Origin of the sequence: Micromonospora sp. WMMD1120, from assembly GCF_029626235.1 — a bacterium.
GTDB lineage: Bacteria > Actinomycetota > Actinomycetes > Mycobacteriales > Micromonosporaceae > Micromonospora.
This window is the reverse complement of record NZ_JARUBO010000005.1, coordinates 4205948-4223419: the sequence shown is the minus strand read 5'-3', so window position 1 is coordinate 4223419 and position 17472 is coordinate 4205948. Positions and strand designations below refer to the sequence as shown.

The 17472-nt window shown below is 72.2% G+C and carries 13 protein-coding genes and 1 riboswitch; of the genes, 5 read left to right on the top strand and 8 right to left on the bottom strand.

The features are described 5' to 3' along the window. Positions 1–29: 29 nt before the first annotated feature. Positions 30–1715, bottom strand: coding sequence for a CDP-glycerol glycerophosphotransferase family protein (locus O7634_RS19800; protein ID WP_278154020.1), 1686 nt, complete (start codon positions 1713–1715; stop codon positions 30–32). 699 nt (positions 1716–2414) lie between these two features. Here O7634_RS19800 and O7634_RS19795 point away from each other — a divergent pair. Further along, entirely contained in the window at positions 2415–4217 is a 1803-nt protein-coding gene (locus tag O7634_RS19795) for a trypsin-like serine protease (RefSeq protein ID WP_278151604.1), read from the top strand. Between the two features lie 100 nt (positions 4218–4317). On the opposite strand, the gene O7634_RS19790 is transcribed toward O7634_RS19795, so the two are convergent. Continuing rightward, positions 4318–6396 carry a DUF6077 domain-containing protein gene (locus O7634_RS19790; RefSeq protein ID WP_278151603.1) on the bottom strand — a complete coding sequence of 693 codons (2079 nt, stop codon included), beginning with the start codon at positions 6394–6396 and terminating at the stop codon, positions 4318–4320. A gap of 133 nt (positions 6397–6529) precedes the next feature. After that, the gene (locus tag O7634_RS19785; protein WP_278151602.1) at positions 6530–7168 is read right to left on the bottom strand and encodes a TetR/AcrR family transcriptional regulator; all 639 of its coding nucleotides are present in this window, start codon (positions 7166–7168) and stop codon (positions 6530–6532) included. A gap of 179 nt (positions 7169–7347) precedes the next feature. Here O7634_RS19785 and O7634_RS19780 point away from each other — a divergent pair, with 179 nt between their 5' ends. The 4 genes from O7634_RS19780 to O7634_RS19765 all read left to right on the top strand — a co-directional run bounded on the left by O7634_RS19780 (position 7348) and on the right by O7634_RS19765 (position 12420). Then, positions 7348–8241: an ABC transporter permease gene (locus O7634_RS19780; protein ID WP_278151601.1), complete on the top strand. Its 894-nt coding sequence runs from the start codon at positions 7348–7350 to the stop codon at positions 8239–8241. Then, on the top strand, positions 8234–9052 hold the full coding sequence (locus O7634_RS19775) for an ABC transporter ATP-binding protein (protein ID WP_278151600.1): 819 nt from the start codon (positions 8234–8236) through the stop codon (positions 9050–9052). The genes O7634_RS19780 and O7634_RS19775 overlap by 8 nt, the downstream gene beginning before the upstream one ends. A 146-nt stretch (positions 9053–9198) precedes the next feature. Then, positions 9199–10716: a bifunctional cytidylyltransferase/SDR family oxidoreductase gene (locus O7634_RS19770; protein ID WP_278151599.1), complete on the top strand. Its 1518-nt coding sequence runs from the start codon at positions 9199–9201 to the stop codon at positions 10714–10716. 33 nt (positions 10717–10749) lie between these two features. Continuing rightward, complete coding sequence (locus tag O7634_RS19765) at positions 10750–12420, top strand: CDP-glycerol glycerophosphotransferase family protein (protein ID WP_278151598.1); 1671 nt, start codon at positions 10750–10752, stop codon at positions 12418–12420. A gap of 4 nt (positions 12421–12424) precedes the next feature. On the opposite strand, the gene O7634_RS19760 is transcribed toward O7634_RS19765, so the two are convergent. The 5 genes from O7634_RS19760 to O7634_RS19740 all read right to left on the bottom strand — a co-directional run bounded on the left by O7634_RS19760 (position 12425) and on the right by O7634_RS19740 (position 17392). Further along, positions 12425–13162: an alpha/beta hydrolase gene (locus O7634_RS19760; RefSeq protein WP_278151597.1), complete on the bottom strand. Its 738-nt coding sequence runs from the start codon at positions 13160–13162 to the stop codon at positions 12425–12427. A 112-nt stretch (positions 13163–13274) separates the two neighbouring features. Continuing rightward, positions 13275–14123: a C39 family peptidase gene (locus O7634_RS19755; RefSeq protein WP_278151596.1), complete on the bottom strand. Its 849-nt coding sequence runs from the start codon at positions 14121–14123 to the stop codon at positions 13275–13277. 230 nt (positions 14124–14353) lie between these two features. Further along, positions 14354–14495: riboswitch (cyclic di-AMP (ydaO/yuaA leader) on the bottom strand. Positions 14496–14779: 284 nt separating this feature from the next. Further along, positions 14780–15550, bottom strand: coding sequence for a hypothetical protein (locus O7634_RS19750; RefSeq protein WP_278151595.1), 771 nt, complete (start codon positions 15548–15550; stop codon positions 14780–14782). Positions 15551–15685: 135 nt separating this feature from the next. Continuing rightward, positions 15686–16135, bottom strand: a complete 450-nt coding sequence (locus O7634_RS19745) for a hypothetical protein (RefSeq protein WP_278151594.1) — start codon at positions 16133–16135, stop codon at positions 15686–15688. A gap of 93 nt (positions 16136–16228) precedes the next feature. Then, positions 16229–17392 carry an acyltransferase gene (locus O7634_RS19740; protein ID WP_278151593.1) on the bottom strand — a complete coding sequence of 388 codons (1164 nt, stop codon included), beginning with the start codon at positions 17390–17392 and terminating at the stop codon, positions 16229–16231. Positions 17393–17472: the final 80 nt, after the last annotated feature.

Genomic DNA, 17472 nt, shown 5'->3' with positions numbered 1-17472 from the left:
GACCGGGCGCGCCGGGTGTACGCGGGGAATCAGCGGCAGAGGCGGCTGATCTCCTCCTGGAACCGGTCCATCGGGTTCGCCTCGGCGGGGCCGAGCAGGTAGGTCTTCAGGTCCCGGCGGGCCTCGGTCAGCGGGTCGTCGCCGGCCCGGGTCACCGTCACGATCTTCTCCAGCTCGCCGCAGTCCTTGGAGAGCAGGTACGCCGCCCGCGCCGTCGGGTACTCCCGGCGGAAGTCGTCCTCGGACAGGCCGGCGGGGTTGGCCACCACGTACGGCCGCTGGCTCTGCACGAAGTCGGAGACCACACTGGACACGTCGCTGATCAGCAGGTCGGTCTGGTTGAAGCAGTCGAACAGCCCGGGTGTCCGCCCGGTGACCACCAGGTGCCCGGTGCCGTCCAGGGACGACGCGTCGGTGTCGCCTCCGGCGGCGCGGATCGCCGCGACCACCCGCTCGTGAACCGCACGGGCCGCCTTGGACCGCGACCCGGTCAGCGGGTGCGGCTTGTAGATCAGGCGCAGCCGGGGGTTGGTGGCGAGCAGTCCCTTGACGATGCGCTCACCCATCAGCACCAGCGAGGTGTGGTACGGGTCGTCGTCCAGCCAGCCCTCCCAGGTCGGCGCGTACAGCACAGTGAACGGCCGGTCCACCGACTCGGCGCCGAAGGTGTGCACCCCGGCCAGCTGCGGCCGGCCGATCTCGACGATGTCGGAGTCGAGCACGCCCACACCGGCCCGCGCGTAGCGCTCCCGACCGGCCAGACCGGCGACCCAGACCTCGTCGTACACCTTGCTGTAGGGGTTGACGCTGGCCTGCTTGTCGCTGTCGCCGTGCCCGACGAAGACGTGCTTCGTGCCCGGCTCCCGGAGCATGTGGATGTTCGCGCCGACGTTCGCGGCGTAGAGCGCGGCCCGGATGCCACCGAGGTCGAGGTTCATGAAGTCGACGCCGGCCGGCACGCAGATCACCGGCAGCCGGGTGTCGGCCAGCTCCAGGAACGCCTCCCGGCTACGCATCAGCACCACCGCGCGCTGGTGCAGCGCCTCGGTCGGGGCGAGCCACATGTTGGCCTGGTAGACGTCCTTGGCCGGGCCGGCGAAGTAGAGCGCCACCTCCGGCCGGTAGCTGTCCAGCCAGCGCTGCACGGCCGGCAGCAGCGGGCCCTGCCCCGCGCCGCGACCCCGCAACCAGGTCAGCGCGATGATCGCGCCGACCACACCGGTGGCGGCGACCGACACCGCGGCGGCGACGAAGAACGGTGTCGGGTCGTGCTGGACCGCGGCGGCCACCGCGGCCGGCACCAGCAGCAGGTTGAGCAGGGGCATCCGGTCGCCGGCCACCGCCGCCGCCCAGGCCGGCGGCGTGGGGGCGCTGGACAGCGGACCCAGCTCGATGTTGCGCACCATCGCGGAGAGCGGGTTGCGCCGCTCGATCATCGTGGAGAGCGCTCCGGCGAACACCGACACGACCCACACCGCGGCCGGCAGCACCAGCAGCAGCGTCAGCTCACCGCCGCTGAGCCGCACCTCGGCGACGACGAGCAGCACCGCCGCGAGGTCGCGGGTCAACTGCCGGTACGACCAGTGCAGGCCGACCTTCTCCAACAGCACGTGCGACGGCGGCGACCAGCGGGCGACGGCGAACTCACCGAGGATGGCGGCCAACCCGGCGACGGCGAACAGGCCGATCCAGCCGAATCCGCCACCGACCAGCATCACCAGGTAGGCGAGCACCAGCAGCGCACTGTAAGCGGCCACTCCGAGGCGTCCTGTGAACGTGCCGAACAAGCGAGTTCGCTCCCTACGAGATTCGTTGCGGGCTGCGCCCGTGATGGTCGACGCCACCCTCGGCGCACTGCGCTGTCACCACGGGGCCGCAGCCGGTCTGATGCACTCGCCGATCGGCTGACAACTGTCGCCTCCCGCGCAGGCCACGTGCTCCCACCCCACATGCACGACGCAGTTTGGCAGGAACCGGCAGCCATGCACCTCCGCAGGGCCCCACTCCCTGACTGCGACCTTAACGCGAGACGACGAGGAGGCGTCACTCGGGTATCGACCTCAATCAAGGACAAATATTCGCTTACGCACCTATTCTGGCTTACCGGCTGGGGCGCGTACGCGCCCGGACGCGCCCACCGGACCACCGCCGGGCCGGACGAGCACCACATCAGGTCGAGCAGGCGAGACAACGTAGGTCAGGTGCTCCGGGGACACAACGAGTCCTGGATATGAGCTTGCCCACGCCGAACGGGGCAACGCGTATACGAGCCACTGCATATCGTGACCATCCGCGATGTATCCCGCGGAGGGCTTGCAGGCCCCGCCAACTCGCTCCCGGCCGGTGACCAACCGCCTCAGCGGGGCGTCGCGGGGCAGGCTCGTGCTCCGCCGTGTGATCCCAAGGAGCCATGAGTGTCACTGTCACATCGTCGGCGAACAGCCCGCAGCGCCGGTCTGCTCGCCATCGTCCTGGTGTCCGGGCTGGTCGGTGTCCCGCCCGCGCGGGCCGTCACCGGAGGGACCCCCGCCAGCGACGGCTCAGCCGCGTTCGCCGCCCGAATCGACGTGGGTCCGGGACAGCGCGCGTGCAGCGGCGCCCTGGTGGACCCGTGGTGGGTCCTCACCGCGAAGAGTTGCTTCAGCATCGACGGTCAACCGGTGGTCGAGGGTAGGCCCGCCACGCCGAGCACGGTGACGGTCGGACGGACCGACCTCACCACGTCGGCCGGGCTGGTCGCGTCGGTCTTCCGGATCGTCCCGCACCCCGACCGGGACGTCGTGCTGGCCCGGCTGTCCCGCCGCGCGGACGTGCCGCCGGTGCCGCTGGGCGCCACACCCCAGCTGGGCGAGCAGCTCACCGTCGCCGGCTTCGGCCGCACCGCCGACACCTGGGTGCCGGATCGGCTGCACACCGGCGCCTTCTCGGTCCAGGGCGTCACCGCCTCCACCCTCGCCATCACTGGCAACGGCCAGGCGGCGATCTGCCGTGGCGATCTCGGCGGGCCGGCGTACCGGCTGTCCAACGGTCAGCCCCAGCTGGTCGCCCTGCACCGCACCTCCTGGCAGGGCGGGTGTCTCGGCGAGACAGAAACCCGCCGGGACGCGGTGGAGACGCGGGTCGACGACCTCGGTTCCTGGTTGAGCGCCACCATCCCGCAGGGCCCGGCGACCGACAGGTTCGTGGACGTCAACTTCCTCTACACCTACGCCTCCGGAAACGTGGCGCCCAACACCCTCCCGGCAACCTCCAGCGGAGGTTTCACCGCGCCCATCGGCGAGTGGGCCGGCGGCAACGGGGCGTACGCCGCCGACCGGGTCAAGGTGCTGAACGACGACTTCGACGGCGACGGCGTCAACGACGTGGCGGTCATGTCGACCCGCACCGACGGCAGCTTCGCCATCGACACCTTCATCACCCGCCCGGACGGGAGATACAGCGCGCCGATCCGGTCCTGGACGTACGGCAGCGCCTTCGGTCACCTGGGCAGCATGAAGATGGTGTCCGGCGACTGGAACGGCGACGGCCGGGCCGATCTCGCCGCCTTCTACGGTTACGCCGGCGGAACCGGCCTCGAAGCCTGGATCCACTGGTACGCCCGTCCGGACGGCGGGTTCGGCGACCCGACCGACGGGTGGCGCGGGCCCGAGTGGGGGAACTGGGCCAAGGCGAAGGTCGTCAGCGGTGACTTCAACGGCGACGGTCGCGACGATGTCGCCGCCTTCCAGGAGTTCGACACCCGGGCGATGTCGGTGAGCACCTGGCTCGCGAAGGCCGACGGCACGCTCGCCGCGCCCTTCCAGTCGTGGTTCCGGCCCAAGGAGAGCCCGTTCGGCTGGCTCGCGTCCATGAAGCTCGCGCACGGCGACTTCAACGGGGACAGCCGGGGCGACATCGGCGTGCTCTACGGCTACGCCGATGGCCGGCTGAGCACGTTCACCTGGACTGCCAAGGCCGACGGCACGTTCAACGAGCCGGTGTCGTCCTGGCTGTCGAGCACGTTCGGTCCGTTCGCACGGATCAAGCTGCTCTCCGGCGACCACAACGGCGACAAGCGGGACGACCTCTCGTTCCTCTACCAGGAACCGGACGACGCGATCTCGACGCACACCCTCACGTCCACCACACAGGGCACGTTCAACGCGCCCGTGAAGTCGTGGTACGCGGCCCGCAACACCTACGGCTGGTGGCCGAACATGAAGACGGACGGCGAGTAGGGAAGCGGCAGCGCGGCGGTCGGGGCTCAGCGGCCCCGACCTGTGCGACGGGGGTTCACCCGGTGGGTGAACCCCCGTCCCCGTCAGCGGGATCGGCGGGTCAGAGTCGCCGGTAGCAGACCATCCCACCCGGGGACTTCCGGGAGGCGAAGCGCTCCAGGCGCAGGGTGGGCGCGGCGTCGGCGACCACCTTGTTCGACCTCCACACACAGACGCTGCCGACGTCCACCCTGTCCATGGCGGCGGCCACGTCGGGGATGGAGACCGGCTCGGTGCCGTCCGCGAACTTGGCGAGCAGCATCCGGTCCTGCGCGAACTGGGTCTGCATGCCGTAGTCGGTCAGGTAGAGGTCACGGGCGAGCACCACCCGCACCCGGCTGGTGACCTGCGGGAGCGCCCGCATGACCGACGACGGGGCGAGCACCGGCCCCTGCGGGTCCTGCTTGACGATCCAGAAGGCCACGTTCTTGCGGGTCTCCGGCATCCGCCAGCCCGGCTTGGTCTGTACGACGTCGGCGGTCCACATCGGCACACCCTGGGTCCAGAAGGCGAGCACCAGGGCTGCGGGGAGACCGACGGCGAGAGCCCGGTTCGGCCACGCCAACCGGGGGAGGCGGATCACGGCAAGCATGCCGACGAGCGCCGGAAGAGGCACGATCCAGGGCACCCGCCACAGCACCGCCGCCAGGCCGGTCAGGTTGCTGCCCACGGTCAGCACACCGGGTACGAGCGCGACAGTGACCACCAGGGCGGCGCCGGCGCTCAACAGCCGTGGCACGCCCGCGCGCAGGAACAGGGGCGAGCACCAGATCGCCACACCGGCGATGACGCCCAGCAGCCCGAGCCACATGGTCAGTTGGTAGACCGCCTGTGGCGCGGGCGGCTCGACGTAGTTCTTCACCGTCTCGTCGAGGCCGCCCTGGAGCAGCCGGACGAGGGCCCCGGACAGCAACGGGTAGACCGAGGCGGCGGCGAAGCACAGGGCGGCCTCCCGGAACCGCCTGGCCACCACCAACATCACGACGGCTGCCACCGCCAGCAGGGGCAGCAGGATGACCGCCGTGGTGGTCAGGCCGACCGCGGCGACGGAGAGCAGCGTGAGCAGGACCAGCGCCCGTCGTGACCGGGTCTCCAGGAAGTCCGTCAGGTACACCCAGGCGAGCGGGACGAGGGCGTGCACGAACACTCCCTTGCCCTGCGTCAGCCTGGGCAGGTGGTAGGTGTTCAGCGCGTCCGGGTAGCCCGCGACGAGCAGGATGTAGGCCAGCGCGACCCCGAAGGCGAGCAGCGCGCGCCGGGGAGACCAGCGCTGCACCAGCCGCCACAGGGCGAAGATCGCGAACACCGCCAGCAGCGGCAGGAGGAGGTACCAGGTCGCCGACGCCGCGTGGACGCCCAGCAGCCGGGCCAGCGCACCGATGAACACCTCGAACGAGGGCAGTGGAGGGTTCGCCGACCCGGCCGGCAGGACCCCTTCGGTCAGCAGGAACTCCCGGAAGGGGATCTCGTCCCGTTCCGCCACCCAGACCGACTTGCCCACGTAGAACACGTCGTCGAGCGAGACCCGGCCGATGAACGTCGCGTACACGGCGGCGGCCAGCGCGGCCGTGATGACCACGTACGCCTGGGTGGGGGTGGTCGTGTCGGTCGAGACCGGCCCGCCGGCCGCCGGGTCACGGAACCGGTAGGAGGTGTACGCCGAGGCGATCGCCACCAGACCGAGGAGCACCCCGAGCGTCCAGGCGATCGTGCCCTTGCCCAGGGACGCGAGCAGCGCCGCGCCGACGGCCGCGCCGACCGGCAGGGCGTACCGGCGCAGCAGAGGCGCCCAGCCGGCGTCCGCCGTCGGCGTCCCGGCCGACGCCGCACCGCCCGCGCGGACCCGGCCGCGGCTGCGGCGGTTCAGCGTCCACCAGAGGTACGCCGCGACCGGCGTCAGGACGAGCCAGACGACGAAGACGACCGAGGGACGCAGATCGAGGCCGAGATTGAGGTGGTAGAGCAGCGTCCAGAGGGCGAAACCGACGATCGCCGCGTCGGTGACGAGGACGGGCGCCGCGGCCACCCCGGCGTTCAGCCGTTTGATCAGGCCGTGACCTCCGCCGGCCCGCGGTCCACTCGCGACGCCGTCGCGGTCGGCGGGCGCGGCTGCCACAACAACGTCGTCCACTTGGGTCACGGGGCGTCCTTGTCGTCCGGCGGATCATTACGGGAAGGGCGTGTCGGCATGGTTACGGCCGAGTGTCAAGGGGGCAGCCTAGCGGAGACGCATCCGCGCTTCGATCCCCGTACGGCCGGTGTCGCGGACCTGGTCAGCCGGCGACCGGGGCCTCCCGGGGGCGGGGCAGGGCGCTGTCCGCGCCGAGGCCGGCGGCCACCGACTCGACCAGGTGATCGAGGTAGCCGTCGGTGAGCGGGAGCCGGGCGATGGCGAGCCGCCAGTAGAGCGGGCCCACGATCAGGTCGACGGCCGCGTCCACCTCGGTGTCGGCGGGCAGCTCGCCGCGCTGCACGGCGCGGGTGACCAGTCGCCCGCCGATCTCCTGCTGTCGGCTGTGCAGCACCTGACGCAGGGTCGCGTCGATGCTGGGGTTGCGGGCGGCCTCGGCCAACAGGTCCGGGATGATCTGCGATGCCAGTGGGTGGCGCAGCGCCAGCGCCACCGCCTGGAACAGCAGCGCGAGATCACCACGCAGGGTGCCGGTGTCCAGCGCGGGCAGCTTGCGGTGCGCCGCCGCGGCGACGACCTCCAGCACCAGGTCGAGCTTCGAGCTCCACCGCCGGTAGATCGCCGTCTTGCTGACGCCGGCGCGCCGGGCCACCGCCTCGATGGAGAGCCGGCCGTAACCGACAGCGGCCAGCTCCTGCGTCAGGGCCCGGCGGATCGCCGTGGTGATCTCGTCACGGAGCACCGCCGCCCCGGCCGGAGCGCGCCTCTTGTCGGTCGTCATCGAGGGTTCTTATCGCAGGTCACGCCCATCAGCGTAGCGCAACGACGGTACGGTTGCGTCCCGACGTGTTTCGGACTACTGTCCACGCAGCGGCGAGGCGGCGTCCCGCGCACTTTTCCCACTAGGATTCGATCGTCGCGAGCAACCCCGTCTGCACGAAAGATCGGAGCGCCATTTCCATGGCCACCACCGCGCTGGTCGACCCCGACACGGGCCTGACCCAGGCGCAGCTGGCCGCTCGGCACGGGCTACGGGTCGCCGGTGAGCGCCCCAGCCTGGTCGAGTACAGCCGCCGACTATGGGCCTACCGGCACTTCATCGCCGCGTACGCCAACGCCAAGCTCGTCGCCTCGTACAGCAACGCCAAGCTGGGTCAGCTCTGGCAGGTGCTCACCCCGCTGACCAACGCGGCGGTCTACTACCTGATCTTCGGGGTGGTGCTGGCACAGAACCAGATCCCGAACTACATCGCCTATTTGACCACCGGGCTGTTCATCTTCAACTTCACGCAGAGCGCGGTGCTGGCCGGCACCCAGTCGATCAGCAGCAACCTGGGGCTGATCCGGGCGCTGCACTTCCCCCGGGCCAGCCTGCCGCTGTCCACCACGCTCACGCAGTTCCAGCAGCTGCTCGCGTCGATGGTGGTGCTGATCGGCATCGTGCTGGTCACCGGCGAGCCGCTCACCCTGGAGTGGTTGCTGCTGGTACCGGCCCTGCTGTTGCAGGCGGTGTTCAACGCGGGCGTGGTGCTGGTGGTGGCCCGGCTGGGCGCGAAGTCCAGCGACCTCAAGCAGGTCATGCCGTTCATCATGCGCACCTGGATGTACGGCTCCGGCGTCCTCTACAGCGTCAGCCTGTTCGAGCGGCTGCCCGGCTGGGCGACGACGCTGGTCCAGTTCAACCCGCTGCTGGTCTACATCGAGCTGGCCCGCTACACGCTGCTCGAGGAGACGCCGCTGCTCAACGAGTCGCTGACCCAGCTCTGGCTGGTCGGCGGCGGGTGGGCGCTGGTCGCCGGGATCGGCGGTTTCATCTACTTCTGGCGCGGCGAACAGGAGTACGGCCGTGGTTGAGCACTTCGACGCCCCGATCGGGGCGGGCGCGACGACGACCCGCACCGAGGAGCGCATCCCGACCGTGGTCGTGGACGACGCGCACATCATCTACCGGGTACACCAGGGCGCCGGCGGTGGCACCACGCCGGTGGCCGCACTGCGCCGCCTGGTCAAGCGCACCAACGCCCCGAACATCCGGGAGGTGCACGCGGTCAAGGGCGTCTCCTTCACCGCGTACCGGGGCGAGGCGATCGGGCTGATCGGCACCAACGGCTCGGGCAAGTCCACCATCCTGCGGGCCATCGCCGGCCTGCTGCCGGTCAACCGGGGCGCGATCTACACCCAGGGCCAGCCGTCGCTGCTGGGCGTGAACGCCGCCCTGCTCAACGACCTCTCCGGGGAACGCAACGTCACCCTGGGCTGCCTGGCCATGGGCATGCATCCGGACGACGTCGCCCGGCAGGCGGCCGGGATCATCGAGTTCTCCGGGATCAACGAGCGGGGTGACTTCGCCAGCCTGCCGATGCGGACGTACTCCTCCGGCATGGCGGCCCGGCTGCGGTTCTCCATCGCCGCCGCCAAGAAGCACGACGTGCTGCTGATCGACGAGGCCCTGGCCACCGGCGACAAGGGCTTCCGCAAGCGCAGCGAGCAACGGGTGCGGGAGCTGCGCGAGGGCGCGGGGACGGTGTTCCTGGTCAGCCACCAGCTCTCCTCGGTCCGCGACACGTGCGAACGGACGATCTGGCTGGAATCGGGCGTCCTGCGCATGGATGGGCCCACCGACGAGGTCATCCGGGCCTACGAGGCGTACGCGAACAGCAAGTAGAGTGCCGGCGAACGTCCGGCATCGACACGGCGCCACGGGACCGCGTCGCCCGCGTTGGGGCGGCGCGGTCCGCGCGTTAAGGTTCATTCCGTCGCCGCTCGGGCGGAACCTTCCGTTAACGCATTCCTGAGAGTGAGGATCCGGCAATGACGCAGGACCAGACCACTGGCCCGGACGCCGCAACGGAGACCCCGGAGCCGTGGCGCCCCTCCCGGACGGTGGCGGTGGTTCTGGCCGGAGGCACCGGGACGCGGCTGGGTCTCGGCATCCCGAAGCAGCTCCTGAAGATCGCCGGCAAGCCGATCATCGAGCACACCCTGGCGGTCTTCGAGGCGGCGCCGGAGATCGACGAGATCATCGTGCTGATGGCCGCCGGTCACGTCGACGACGCCCGGCAGATCGTCGAGAAGGCCGGCCTGCGCAAGGTCACCAAGGTGATCGAGGGCGGTGACACCCGCAACGCCACCACCCGGATCGCGCTGGACGCGGTCGGCCCGGCGGACTGCAACATCCTCTTCCACGACGCGGTCCGTCCGCTGCTCAGCGGCCGGATCGTGCGCGAGTGCGTCAACGCGCTCTGGACCTACGACGCCGTGGACGTGGCCATCCCGTCCGCGGACACGATCATCCAGGTGGACGAGAACGACTGCATCACCGACATCCCGGTGCGGTCCCGGCTGCGCCGCGGGCAGACCCCGCAGGCGTTCCGCTCCCCCACCATCCGGGAGGCGTACCGGATCGCCGAGGGCGACCCGAACTTCGCCGCCACCGACGACTGCGGCGTGGTGCTGCGTTACCTGCCCGGCACCCCGATCAAGGTGATCGACGGTTCGGACGAGAACATCAAGGTCACCCACCCGGTCGACGTGCACCTGGCGGACAAGCTCTTCCAGCTCGCCGCGGCGCAGGCGCCCCGGCTGACCGACCACCGCAGCTACAGCGAGGAGCTGACCGGCCGCACCGTCGTGGTGTTCGGCGGCAGCTACGGCATCGGTCACGAGCTGACCGAGCTGGCCCGCCGCTACGGCGCCCAGGTCTTCCCGTTCAGCCGGTCCAGCACCGGCACCCACGTGGAGCGGGCCGAGGACGTCGAGGCGGCCCTGACGACCGCCTTCGAGGCCACCGGACGCATCGACTACGTCGTGGTCACCGCCGGCATCCTGGAGAAGGGCGCCCTCGCCGAGATGGACGAGGAGACCATGGACCGGGTGCTGCACGTCAACTTCGTCGGCCCGGTGACCATCGCCCGCCAGGCCCTGCCGTACCTGCAACAGACCAAGGGCCAACTGCTGCTCTACACCTCCAGCTCGTACACCCGGGGGCGGGCCCGGTACGCGCTCTACTCCGCCACCAAGGCCGCTCTGGTCAACCTCACCCAGGCGCTCGCCGACGAGTGGGCCGACGTCGGCGTCCGGGTCAACTGCATCAACCCGGAGCGCACCGCCACCCCGATGCGGACCCGGGCCTTCGGCGAGGAGCCGGAGCACACCCTGCTCGCCGCCGAGGCGGTCGCCCAGTCGTCCCTGGACGTGCTGATCTCCGACCTGACCGGTCAGGTGATCGACGTACGCCGGGCGCCCGGTGACGGGGCCACGCCGAGCGTGCCGGCGCAGGCCGGGTCGGGTCGCGTCGACGCGCCCGCCGGCGCGGCGTCGGCGAACTGACACCGGCGGCTGCGGAACCACGAACGGAGCGACATGCGCGGCGACCTGGTCCGAAAGCTGGCCGCCCGGTGCCTGACCACCGGCCTGGCCGTGCTGGCCTTCGTCGTGCTGGCGCTGACCGGCGCCAGCGGTTGGGGACTGGCGCTGGCCGTCGCCGCGCTGGCCGCCGCGGCCGCCGAGCAACGGATCCGTCCCGGCGCCGACCTCGTCGCGGAGACGACACTGATCGCCGCGGCGGTGCTGGTCGGCTATGCCCGGCGGCTGGACGACGGGCTCGACCCCGCGCTGGTCGCCACCGGTGTGGTCGTGGTGGGGCTGGTTCTGCTGGTGGGGCCGCTGCGCACCGCCGGCAACCTGGAGATCCGGGCCGCCAACCTGCCGGTACGAGCCTGGACCCCGCTGCTCGCCGACCGGCTCGGCACCGCGGTGCTCGGGCTGCTCGCCGTCCTGGCCCTGGCCGCCGCGTTCACCGTGCCGGCCGTCGTGGCGCTCGCCACCAGCCTGCTGGTCGGCGCGGTGGCCGGCGCTGTCGCGCTGGACCTGGCGCGGCGACGGTTCCGGCCGACCGGCGGGGGCAGCCCGGTGGCCCGCGCGCTCCGCCGGCACCAGCCCGAGTTCCTGCTGCACTTCTCCGCGCCGCCCGGGTCGGAATACCAGGTCACCATGTGGCTGCCGTACCTGCGACGGATCGGCCGCCCGTTCCTGGTGATGGTGCGCGAGCCGGAGTTCCTCGCGCCGATCGCCGCGGCCACCGACGCGCCGGTGGTCTACTGCCCCACCCTGCGGAGCATGGACGAGGCGCTGGTGCCGAGCCTGCGGGTGGCCTTCTACGTCAACCACGGCGCGAAGAACAGCCACTGCATCCGGTTCACCCAGCTCACCCACGTGCAACTGCACCACGGCGACAGCGACAAGGCGCCCAGCGCCAACCCGGTGTCGGGCATCTTCGACCGGATCTTCGTGGCCGGTCCGGCGGCGATCGACAGGTACGCCCGCGCCGGGGTGCAGATCCCGGCGGACAAGTTCGTCGTGGTGGGCCGCCCGCAGGTCGAGGCGATCGAGGTGCGCTCCGAGCCGGCCCGTGGCCTGGCGCACCCGACGGTGCTGTACACGCCAACCTGGACCGGGCACCACGCCGACGCCGACTACTGCTCGCTGCCGGTGGCCGAGGGGCTGCTGCGCCGGCTGCTGGAGCGCGGCGCGACGGTGATCCTGCGGGCCCACCCGTACACCACGCAGAACCCGGCGTCGGCCCGTCAGCTGGCTCGCCTGACCGAGCTGCTGGTCGCCGACCGGGCCCGCACCGGTCGCCCGCACGTGGTGGGCACGGCGGCCCGGGAGTTGAGCCTCACCGAGTGCGTCAACGCCTCCGACGCGCTGGTCTCCGACGTGTCCGGGGTGATCTCGGACTACCTCTACTCCGGCAAGCCGTACGCGGTCACCGACATGGGCGACGGGGGCGACCGGTTCGTGGAGCGGTTCCCGCTGGCCGGCTCGGGTTACGTGCTGCGCCGCGATCTGTCCAACCTGGACGGGGTGCTGACCGCCCTGCTGGACACCGACCCGCTGGCCGACGCCCGCTGGGCCACCCGCCGCCGCTACCTGGGCGACTTCCCGGCCGAGTCGTACGCCGAGGGGTTCCTGACCGCCGCCCGCCGGGAGCTGGCACCGGCGTCCGACCTGGCCGCGCCCGCACCGGCCTAGGCGCTCAGCGGTACGCGTCGAGCAGCGCCAGCACGGCCGCCGGGTCCTCGACGTGCGCGTTGTGCCCGAGGCCGGGCAGCGTGGCGACCGGCGCGCCGTACTCCTTGAGCTGCTCGTCGGTGACCATCGGGTCGTGTTCGCCGCGGGCCAGCAGCACCGGCACGTCGACGGCGGCCACCAGCGCGGCGAGGTCCGGCGCGCCGACGGCGAACGCGGCCGGATCCATGGCGAGCCGCCAGCGGCCCTCGACCTGACGCAGGCCGGCGTCCACCACCGGGGCGTCCGGTGGGATCAGCCCGGTGAGGCCGGAGACCCGTAGGTAGCGGCGGGCCGCCTCGGTGCGGCTGGCGAACCAGCTCACCGGGCGGGCCGCGATCTCGGCGGCGCGGTCCAGCTCGGCGGGTGTCCACAGTGCCTTGATGCCGAGGCCGACCACCGCGTCGACGGGCACCCCGGCGGTGCGGGCCGCCAGCGCGAGGCCGACCACCCCGCCCAGCGAGTGCCCGAGCACGACGAGCCGGTCGGCGGCGGCGAGGCCGTGGGCGATCCGGCCGGCGAACCCCTCGAAGGAGTACGACGGCAGCGCCGGCGCCCAGCCGTGACCGGCCAGGTCCGGGGCCAGCCAGCGGCCGGGCCAGCGCTGCTCCAGGTACGGTGCCCAGGGCAACCACACGTCCCCGGTCGCGCCCATGCCGTGCAGGAGCAGCAGAACCGGCCCTCGACCACCCGTCTTCTCCACCACGGCCGCAGTCTCCCACGGTTCACCGACAGGTACGAGAGGTGACATCCCCCGCGACGGCACGGGCGCCGTCCCCCGGTGGGGGACGGCGCCCGCGGCGGTCAGCGGATGCGCATCAGGCGGAGTAGCCCCGGGTCGCGATCCAGTTGGCCAGGTCGATCGTGGTGATCCAGTACGACGGGTCGGCGGCGTTCGCCGAGTCGGCGATCCGCACGGTACGGCCGTTGTCCTTGTAGCCGACGACGGCGATGTAGTGCCCGCCGCCGTAGGAGTGGTAGCCACCGTCGGTGTCGACGGCGTCGCCGACGACGTTCGCCACCACACCCCGGCCGTCGGTGATCGCGTTGACGACGTCGGCCTGGAGGCGGTCCATCTGCGCGGGGCTGGGCGCGCCGGCGAACATCCGGGTCCGGTACGGGGAGCCCTTCACCTCGGCGTTGAGCACCCGGGTGGTGTCCAACGCCGAGTTGGTGCCCATTTCGGTGGTGCCCAGCTCGGCGCCGAGCTCCTCCTGCGTGCGCTCGATACCGGTGGCGCTCAGCGCGTTGCGGGTGGCCGCCGGGCCGCAGTTGTAGTACGTGTTCTGCGCCTCGTAGTCGTAGTCGAGCACCTTCGTCGCGGGCGGCTTCGGCGGCGTCGGCCGGCGGGTGAGATCGGGGTTGCTCGTGGCCTTCGCGGCGGGGGACGCGGCGCTGGTGGCCGGGGCGGCGGTGCTCGGCACGGCGCTGGCCGAGGGGGACGCGTCGCGCGCGTCGCCACGGGAGGCCGCGACGTCGCTGCGCATCTCGGCGACGGTGGTCGCGGCGCGCTGGTCGGCGGGGGCGTCGTCGGCGGCGGTGAGCAGGGCGCCACCGGTGGTGGCGATCGCGAGGGCGGCCGCGGAGGCGGCGACGATCTGGTAGGGGCGCTCGGTGGCGAGACGGCGGAGCTGGCGCTTCACTGTGTGCTTCACGGGGTCCTCCACGGATCAGGGGGCGAGCGGCACACCGGGGCGGGACCGGTTTCCGGGCAGGCGCCAGCGCGCGGACCGTGGCCCGCGGATGGTGAACCGCTCAGGGGAACGCCCGGCGCGGCCGGGCGGGAAGGGCGGTGACCGGGGTCAGCTCACCGTCACTGGACGGGTGAGCGGGAGCACCGCCGCGCCGTGGAGGCGTGGAAACAAGCGAGGGGTGGAGAGGTGCTGCACGAGATGGGAACTCCTTCCGACACCGCCTACCGGGTTAGCTGACGGATTCGGGCGGGAAGATCGCCCTACCGCGGGCCGTGGCTCGCGGATTCACCCCGGACGTACTGATGGGTCCCCGGTTCGTCGAAGACGATTGAGCGGGTCGACGCGGCGTCGCCTGTTGCGATCGGTAACCGCATCGGACGGCACGACACTACTGGCCGTTTAACGCCCTGCCAAGCCGGGTTCACCTGCGTAAACCCGAATTGGCGCGGCAATTTCTGCGCGTATTGCCGATGACATGACTCAATGGGACATGCGGTTGCGCGGACACCTGCGGGCGACAACCGGACAGGCCGCCGGAAACACGACCACAATCGCGGGAACAATCACGCCGATCGCGTCGGTCGCCCGTTTTCACCGACCTGTGGTCGGGCTCACGTCACAGATCGGGCTCAACCCACGCGGGCCGGACGCCACCGTGCGGCGACCGCTGGCCGCCCCGCCCCGGCCACCGCCCGACGCGCCGGCGCCGGGTCGGGGCGTAGCCGGCGGGCCGCCGCGTACGCCTCCTCGGCGAGGGTACGGGCGGACTCGGCGGCCAGCTCCGCGTCGCGCCAGGCGGCCCGCTCAGCACCGGCGGCGGCCTGGTAGTCGGCCAGCCGCGCGTCCCGGACGACGCGGCTGAGCAGCACCTCCTGCTCCACCGGGTGCCGCCGGGGGTCCCAACCGTCGCGGTGCCCGAACACGTCGCCGAGCTGCGCCATGGTCAGATCGCCCCGCCAGTACGCCGCCATCGCCGTGCGGTGCAGATAGCGCTCCCGGGCGGCGTACTCGGCGGGGGTGTGCGGGGTCCGCGGGGTGGGCAGCGCGCCGGCGCCGGAGAAGCGCCGGGCGGCGGCGTCCGCCTGGTCGTAGGCGATCCAAACCTGCTCCAACCGCTGCTGGGCGGTCAGCCAGGCGGCGCGTCGCCGGCGGGCGGTCGTGGCCGCGCCGGCCGCGGCGACGGACACCTCCTCGGCGTACCGGCGCAGGTCGGCCGCCTCGGCCTCGGCCAGCTCGCGCGCGGTGGGCGCGGCCGGGGGTGGGTCGTCAGTCGGCCGTTCCCGCTCCGGTCGGGCGACCAGCACGGTGAGCAGCCCCAGGGTCAGCAGGAACAGAGTCGACCAGATGGCGGCGGCCTGCGGCACCTCGGTCACGAACTGGTAGAAAACGACGGTCTCCATGATCGGCACCTCGGAGGAAGAGCAGTGCGCTGGGGAGCCACCGCACCGGCCGACGGACCAGGGCGGGTCACCGGTCGGCGGGTGCGGAGCTGGTGGATCGACAGGGTGCGGAGACGGGACGATCGCCCCGGTTGCTCAGCGCCCGGGTGGCGCCCGTGGTGCCCGGCTGGCCGCATCGTCGGTGCGGGGCAGCCGGTCGGCGCCGGCCGCGCGGACCGGTAGGACCCCGGCCGCGATGCTGCTCCGGCCGGGCGGAGCCGTCGGCGCGTCGACCGACCAGGCCGCGGCGGACCGCTCGGCGGCCTCCGCCGTGGGCGTCGGGGCCGGGCGCGCCGCTGCGGGCGCGAGAGCGTGCCAGCCGGCCCACGCCGACGGCCCGGTGGCCGCTCCGGCCGACGCCGACGGCCCGGAGGCGGCCGTTGTCGGCGCCACGCTCAGGCTCGGCGGCGGGCTCGACGTCGGCCCGGCGGCCGTGGCCGGGCTTGCGCCGAGCGCCAGGGCCGCGACGACGGCGAGGCTGGTCAGCACCCGTGTCGCCCAGCGCGCCACCCACCACAGCGGACAGGTGAACGCGACCGGAAGCACGTCGACCACGCTACCGTCGCGACCGGCCCGGCGCATCGGCCACGGGCGTGTCGGAGCGCGCCGCGCCGACCGCGTTGACCAGGGTGGACGGTCTCAGCGCGAGTCGACGTAGGTGGTCCGCCGGTCGGGGGTGCGTTGCGCCGGAACGGGCGTCGGACGGGCCGGGCGGCGCGGCGCGAGTCGGCGCATCATCGGCGTCTCGACGAAGCGGTGCAGCAGCGCGGCGAGGATCAGGGTGCCCACCAGGAAGCCGCACACCACGGCCGGGCCGCGCCAACCGCCGAACCCGGTGCCCCAGTCGCCGCTCCACCGCAGCACGCTCGTCATCACCAGCACGTGGACCAGGTAGAAGGCGAACGAGACCTCACCGAGCCACACCAGCGTCCGGGACCGCAACGGCGAGCGCCGCCCGCGCACGTCGGCGTCCGCGGCGGCGGTGATCACCAACAGGTACGCGACGGCGAGCAGCGTGGTCCACCACTCGGCGGCGATCCACTGGGCGGCGGCGATCCAGGTCGCCGCGAAGATCCCGCTGGCCACCGCCAGCCCGGGGCCGCGCCAGAGGCCCCGGAGCATCAGCTCGGCCGCGACCGCGCCCAACCAGAACTCCAGCGACCGTACGGGCGGAAAGATCTGCGTGAACCACCAGCGGCTCACCTCCGGCACCAGGTGCTGGGCGGGCCAGAGCGCGAGGATCAGCAGCGGCAGCACGACGATCAGCGCCCAGAGCACCCTGGGCCGGGCCCGGCGCAGCAGCGGCAGGGCCAGTGGCAGGCAGAGGTAGAAGAAGAACTCGCAGGAGAGCGACCAGCTCACCGTGTTGATGCTGTAGAACCAGCCCGGTCGGGGATCCCAGGCCTGCAACAGCAGGAGGTTCTCCAGCGCGGCCGCCGGGAGGACCGGGTCGGCGAACCACCAGGCCACCACCAGCGTCGCCGCCCACAGCACCAGATGGTTGGGGTAGATCTTGGCGAACCGTCGCCGCCAGAAGGTACGCCGGGAGTCTCCCGGGCGCGCCGACCAGACCAGCACGAACCCGCTGAGGATGAAGAAGAACTGCACCCCGGACAGGCCCAGTGTGAACAGCGCGTCGACCACCGCCTTGTAGTCCGGCTCGGCGATGATCCGCATGGTCCCCGCGTGGAACCCGAAGACCAGGAGCGCGGCGATCCAGCGCAGCCCGGTCAGTGATGGCAGCCGGGCTGGTGCGGGCGTGGCCGGTGCGGGGCTGGCCGGCGTCGCGGCGGCGCTCGTCATGCCGGGCTCCCGAAGCTGCGCACTGTCACCGGGGCACCCTACCGGGGGCCGGCGTTAACCTCCCGCTCGGCGGGAGTTCA

Coding starts and splice junctions, on each gene's coding strand:
- O7634_RS19800 (WP_278154020.1), bottom strand. CDS start 1,715: ATGCTGGTCGGTGGCGGATTCGGCTGGATCGGCCTGTTCGCCGTCGCC.
- O7634_RS19785 (WP_278151602.1), bottom strand. CDS start 7,168: ATGACGACCGACAAGAGGCGCGCTCCGGCCGGGGCGGCGGTGCTCCGT.
- O7634_RS19780 (WP_278151601.1), top strand. CDS start 7,348: ATGGCCACCACCGCGCTGGTCGACCCCGACACGGGCCTGACCCAGGCG.
- O7634_RS19770 (WP_278151599.1), top strand. CDS start 9,199: ATGACGCAGGACCAGACCACTGGCCCGGACGCCGCAACGGAGACCCCG.
- O7634_RS19765 (WP_278151598.1), top strand. CDS start 10,750: ATGCGCGGCGACCTGGTCCGAAAGCTGGCCGCCCGGTGCCTGACCACC.
- O7634_RS19750 (WP_278151595.1), bottom strand. CDS start 15,550: ATGGAGACCGTCGTTTTCTACCAGTTCGTGACCGAGGTGCCGCAGGCC.
- O7634_RS19740 (WP_278151593.1), bottom strand. CDS start 17,392: ATGACGAGCGCCGCCGCGACGCCGGCCAGCCCCGCACCGGCCACGCCC.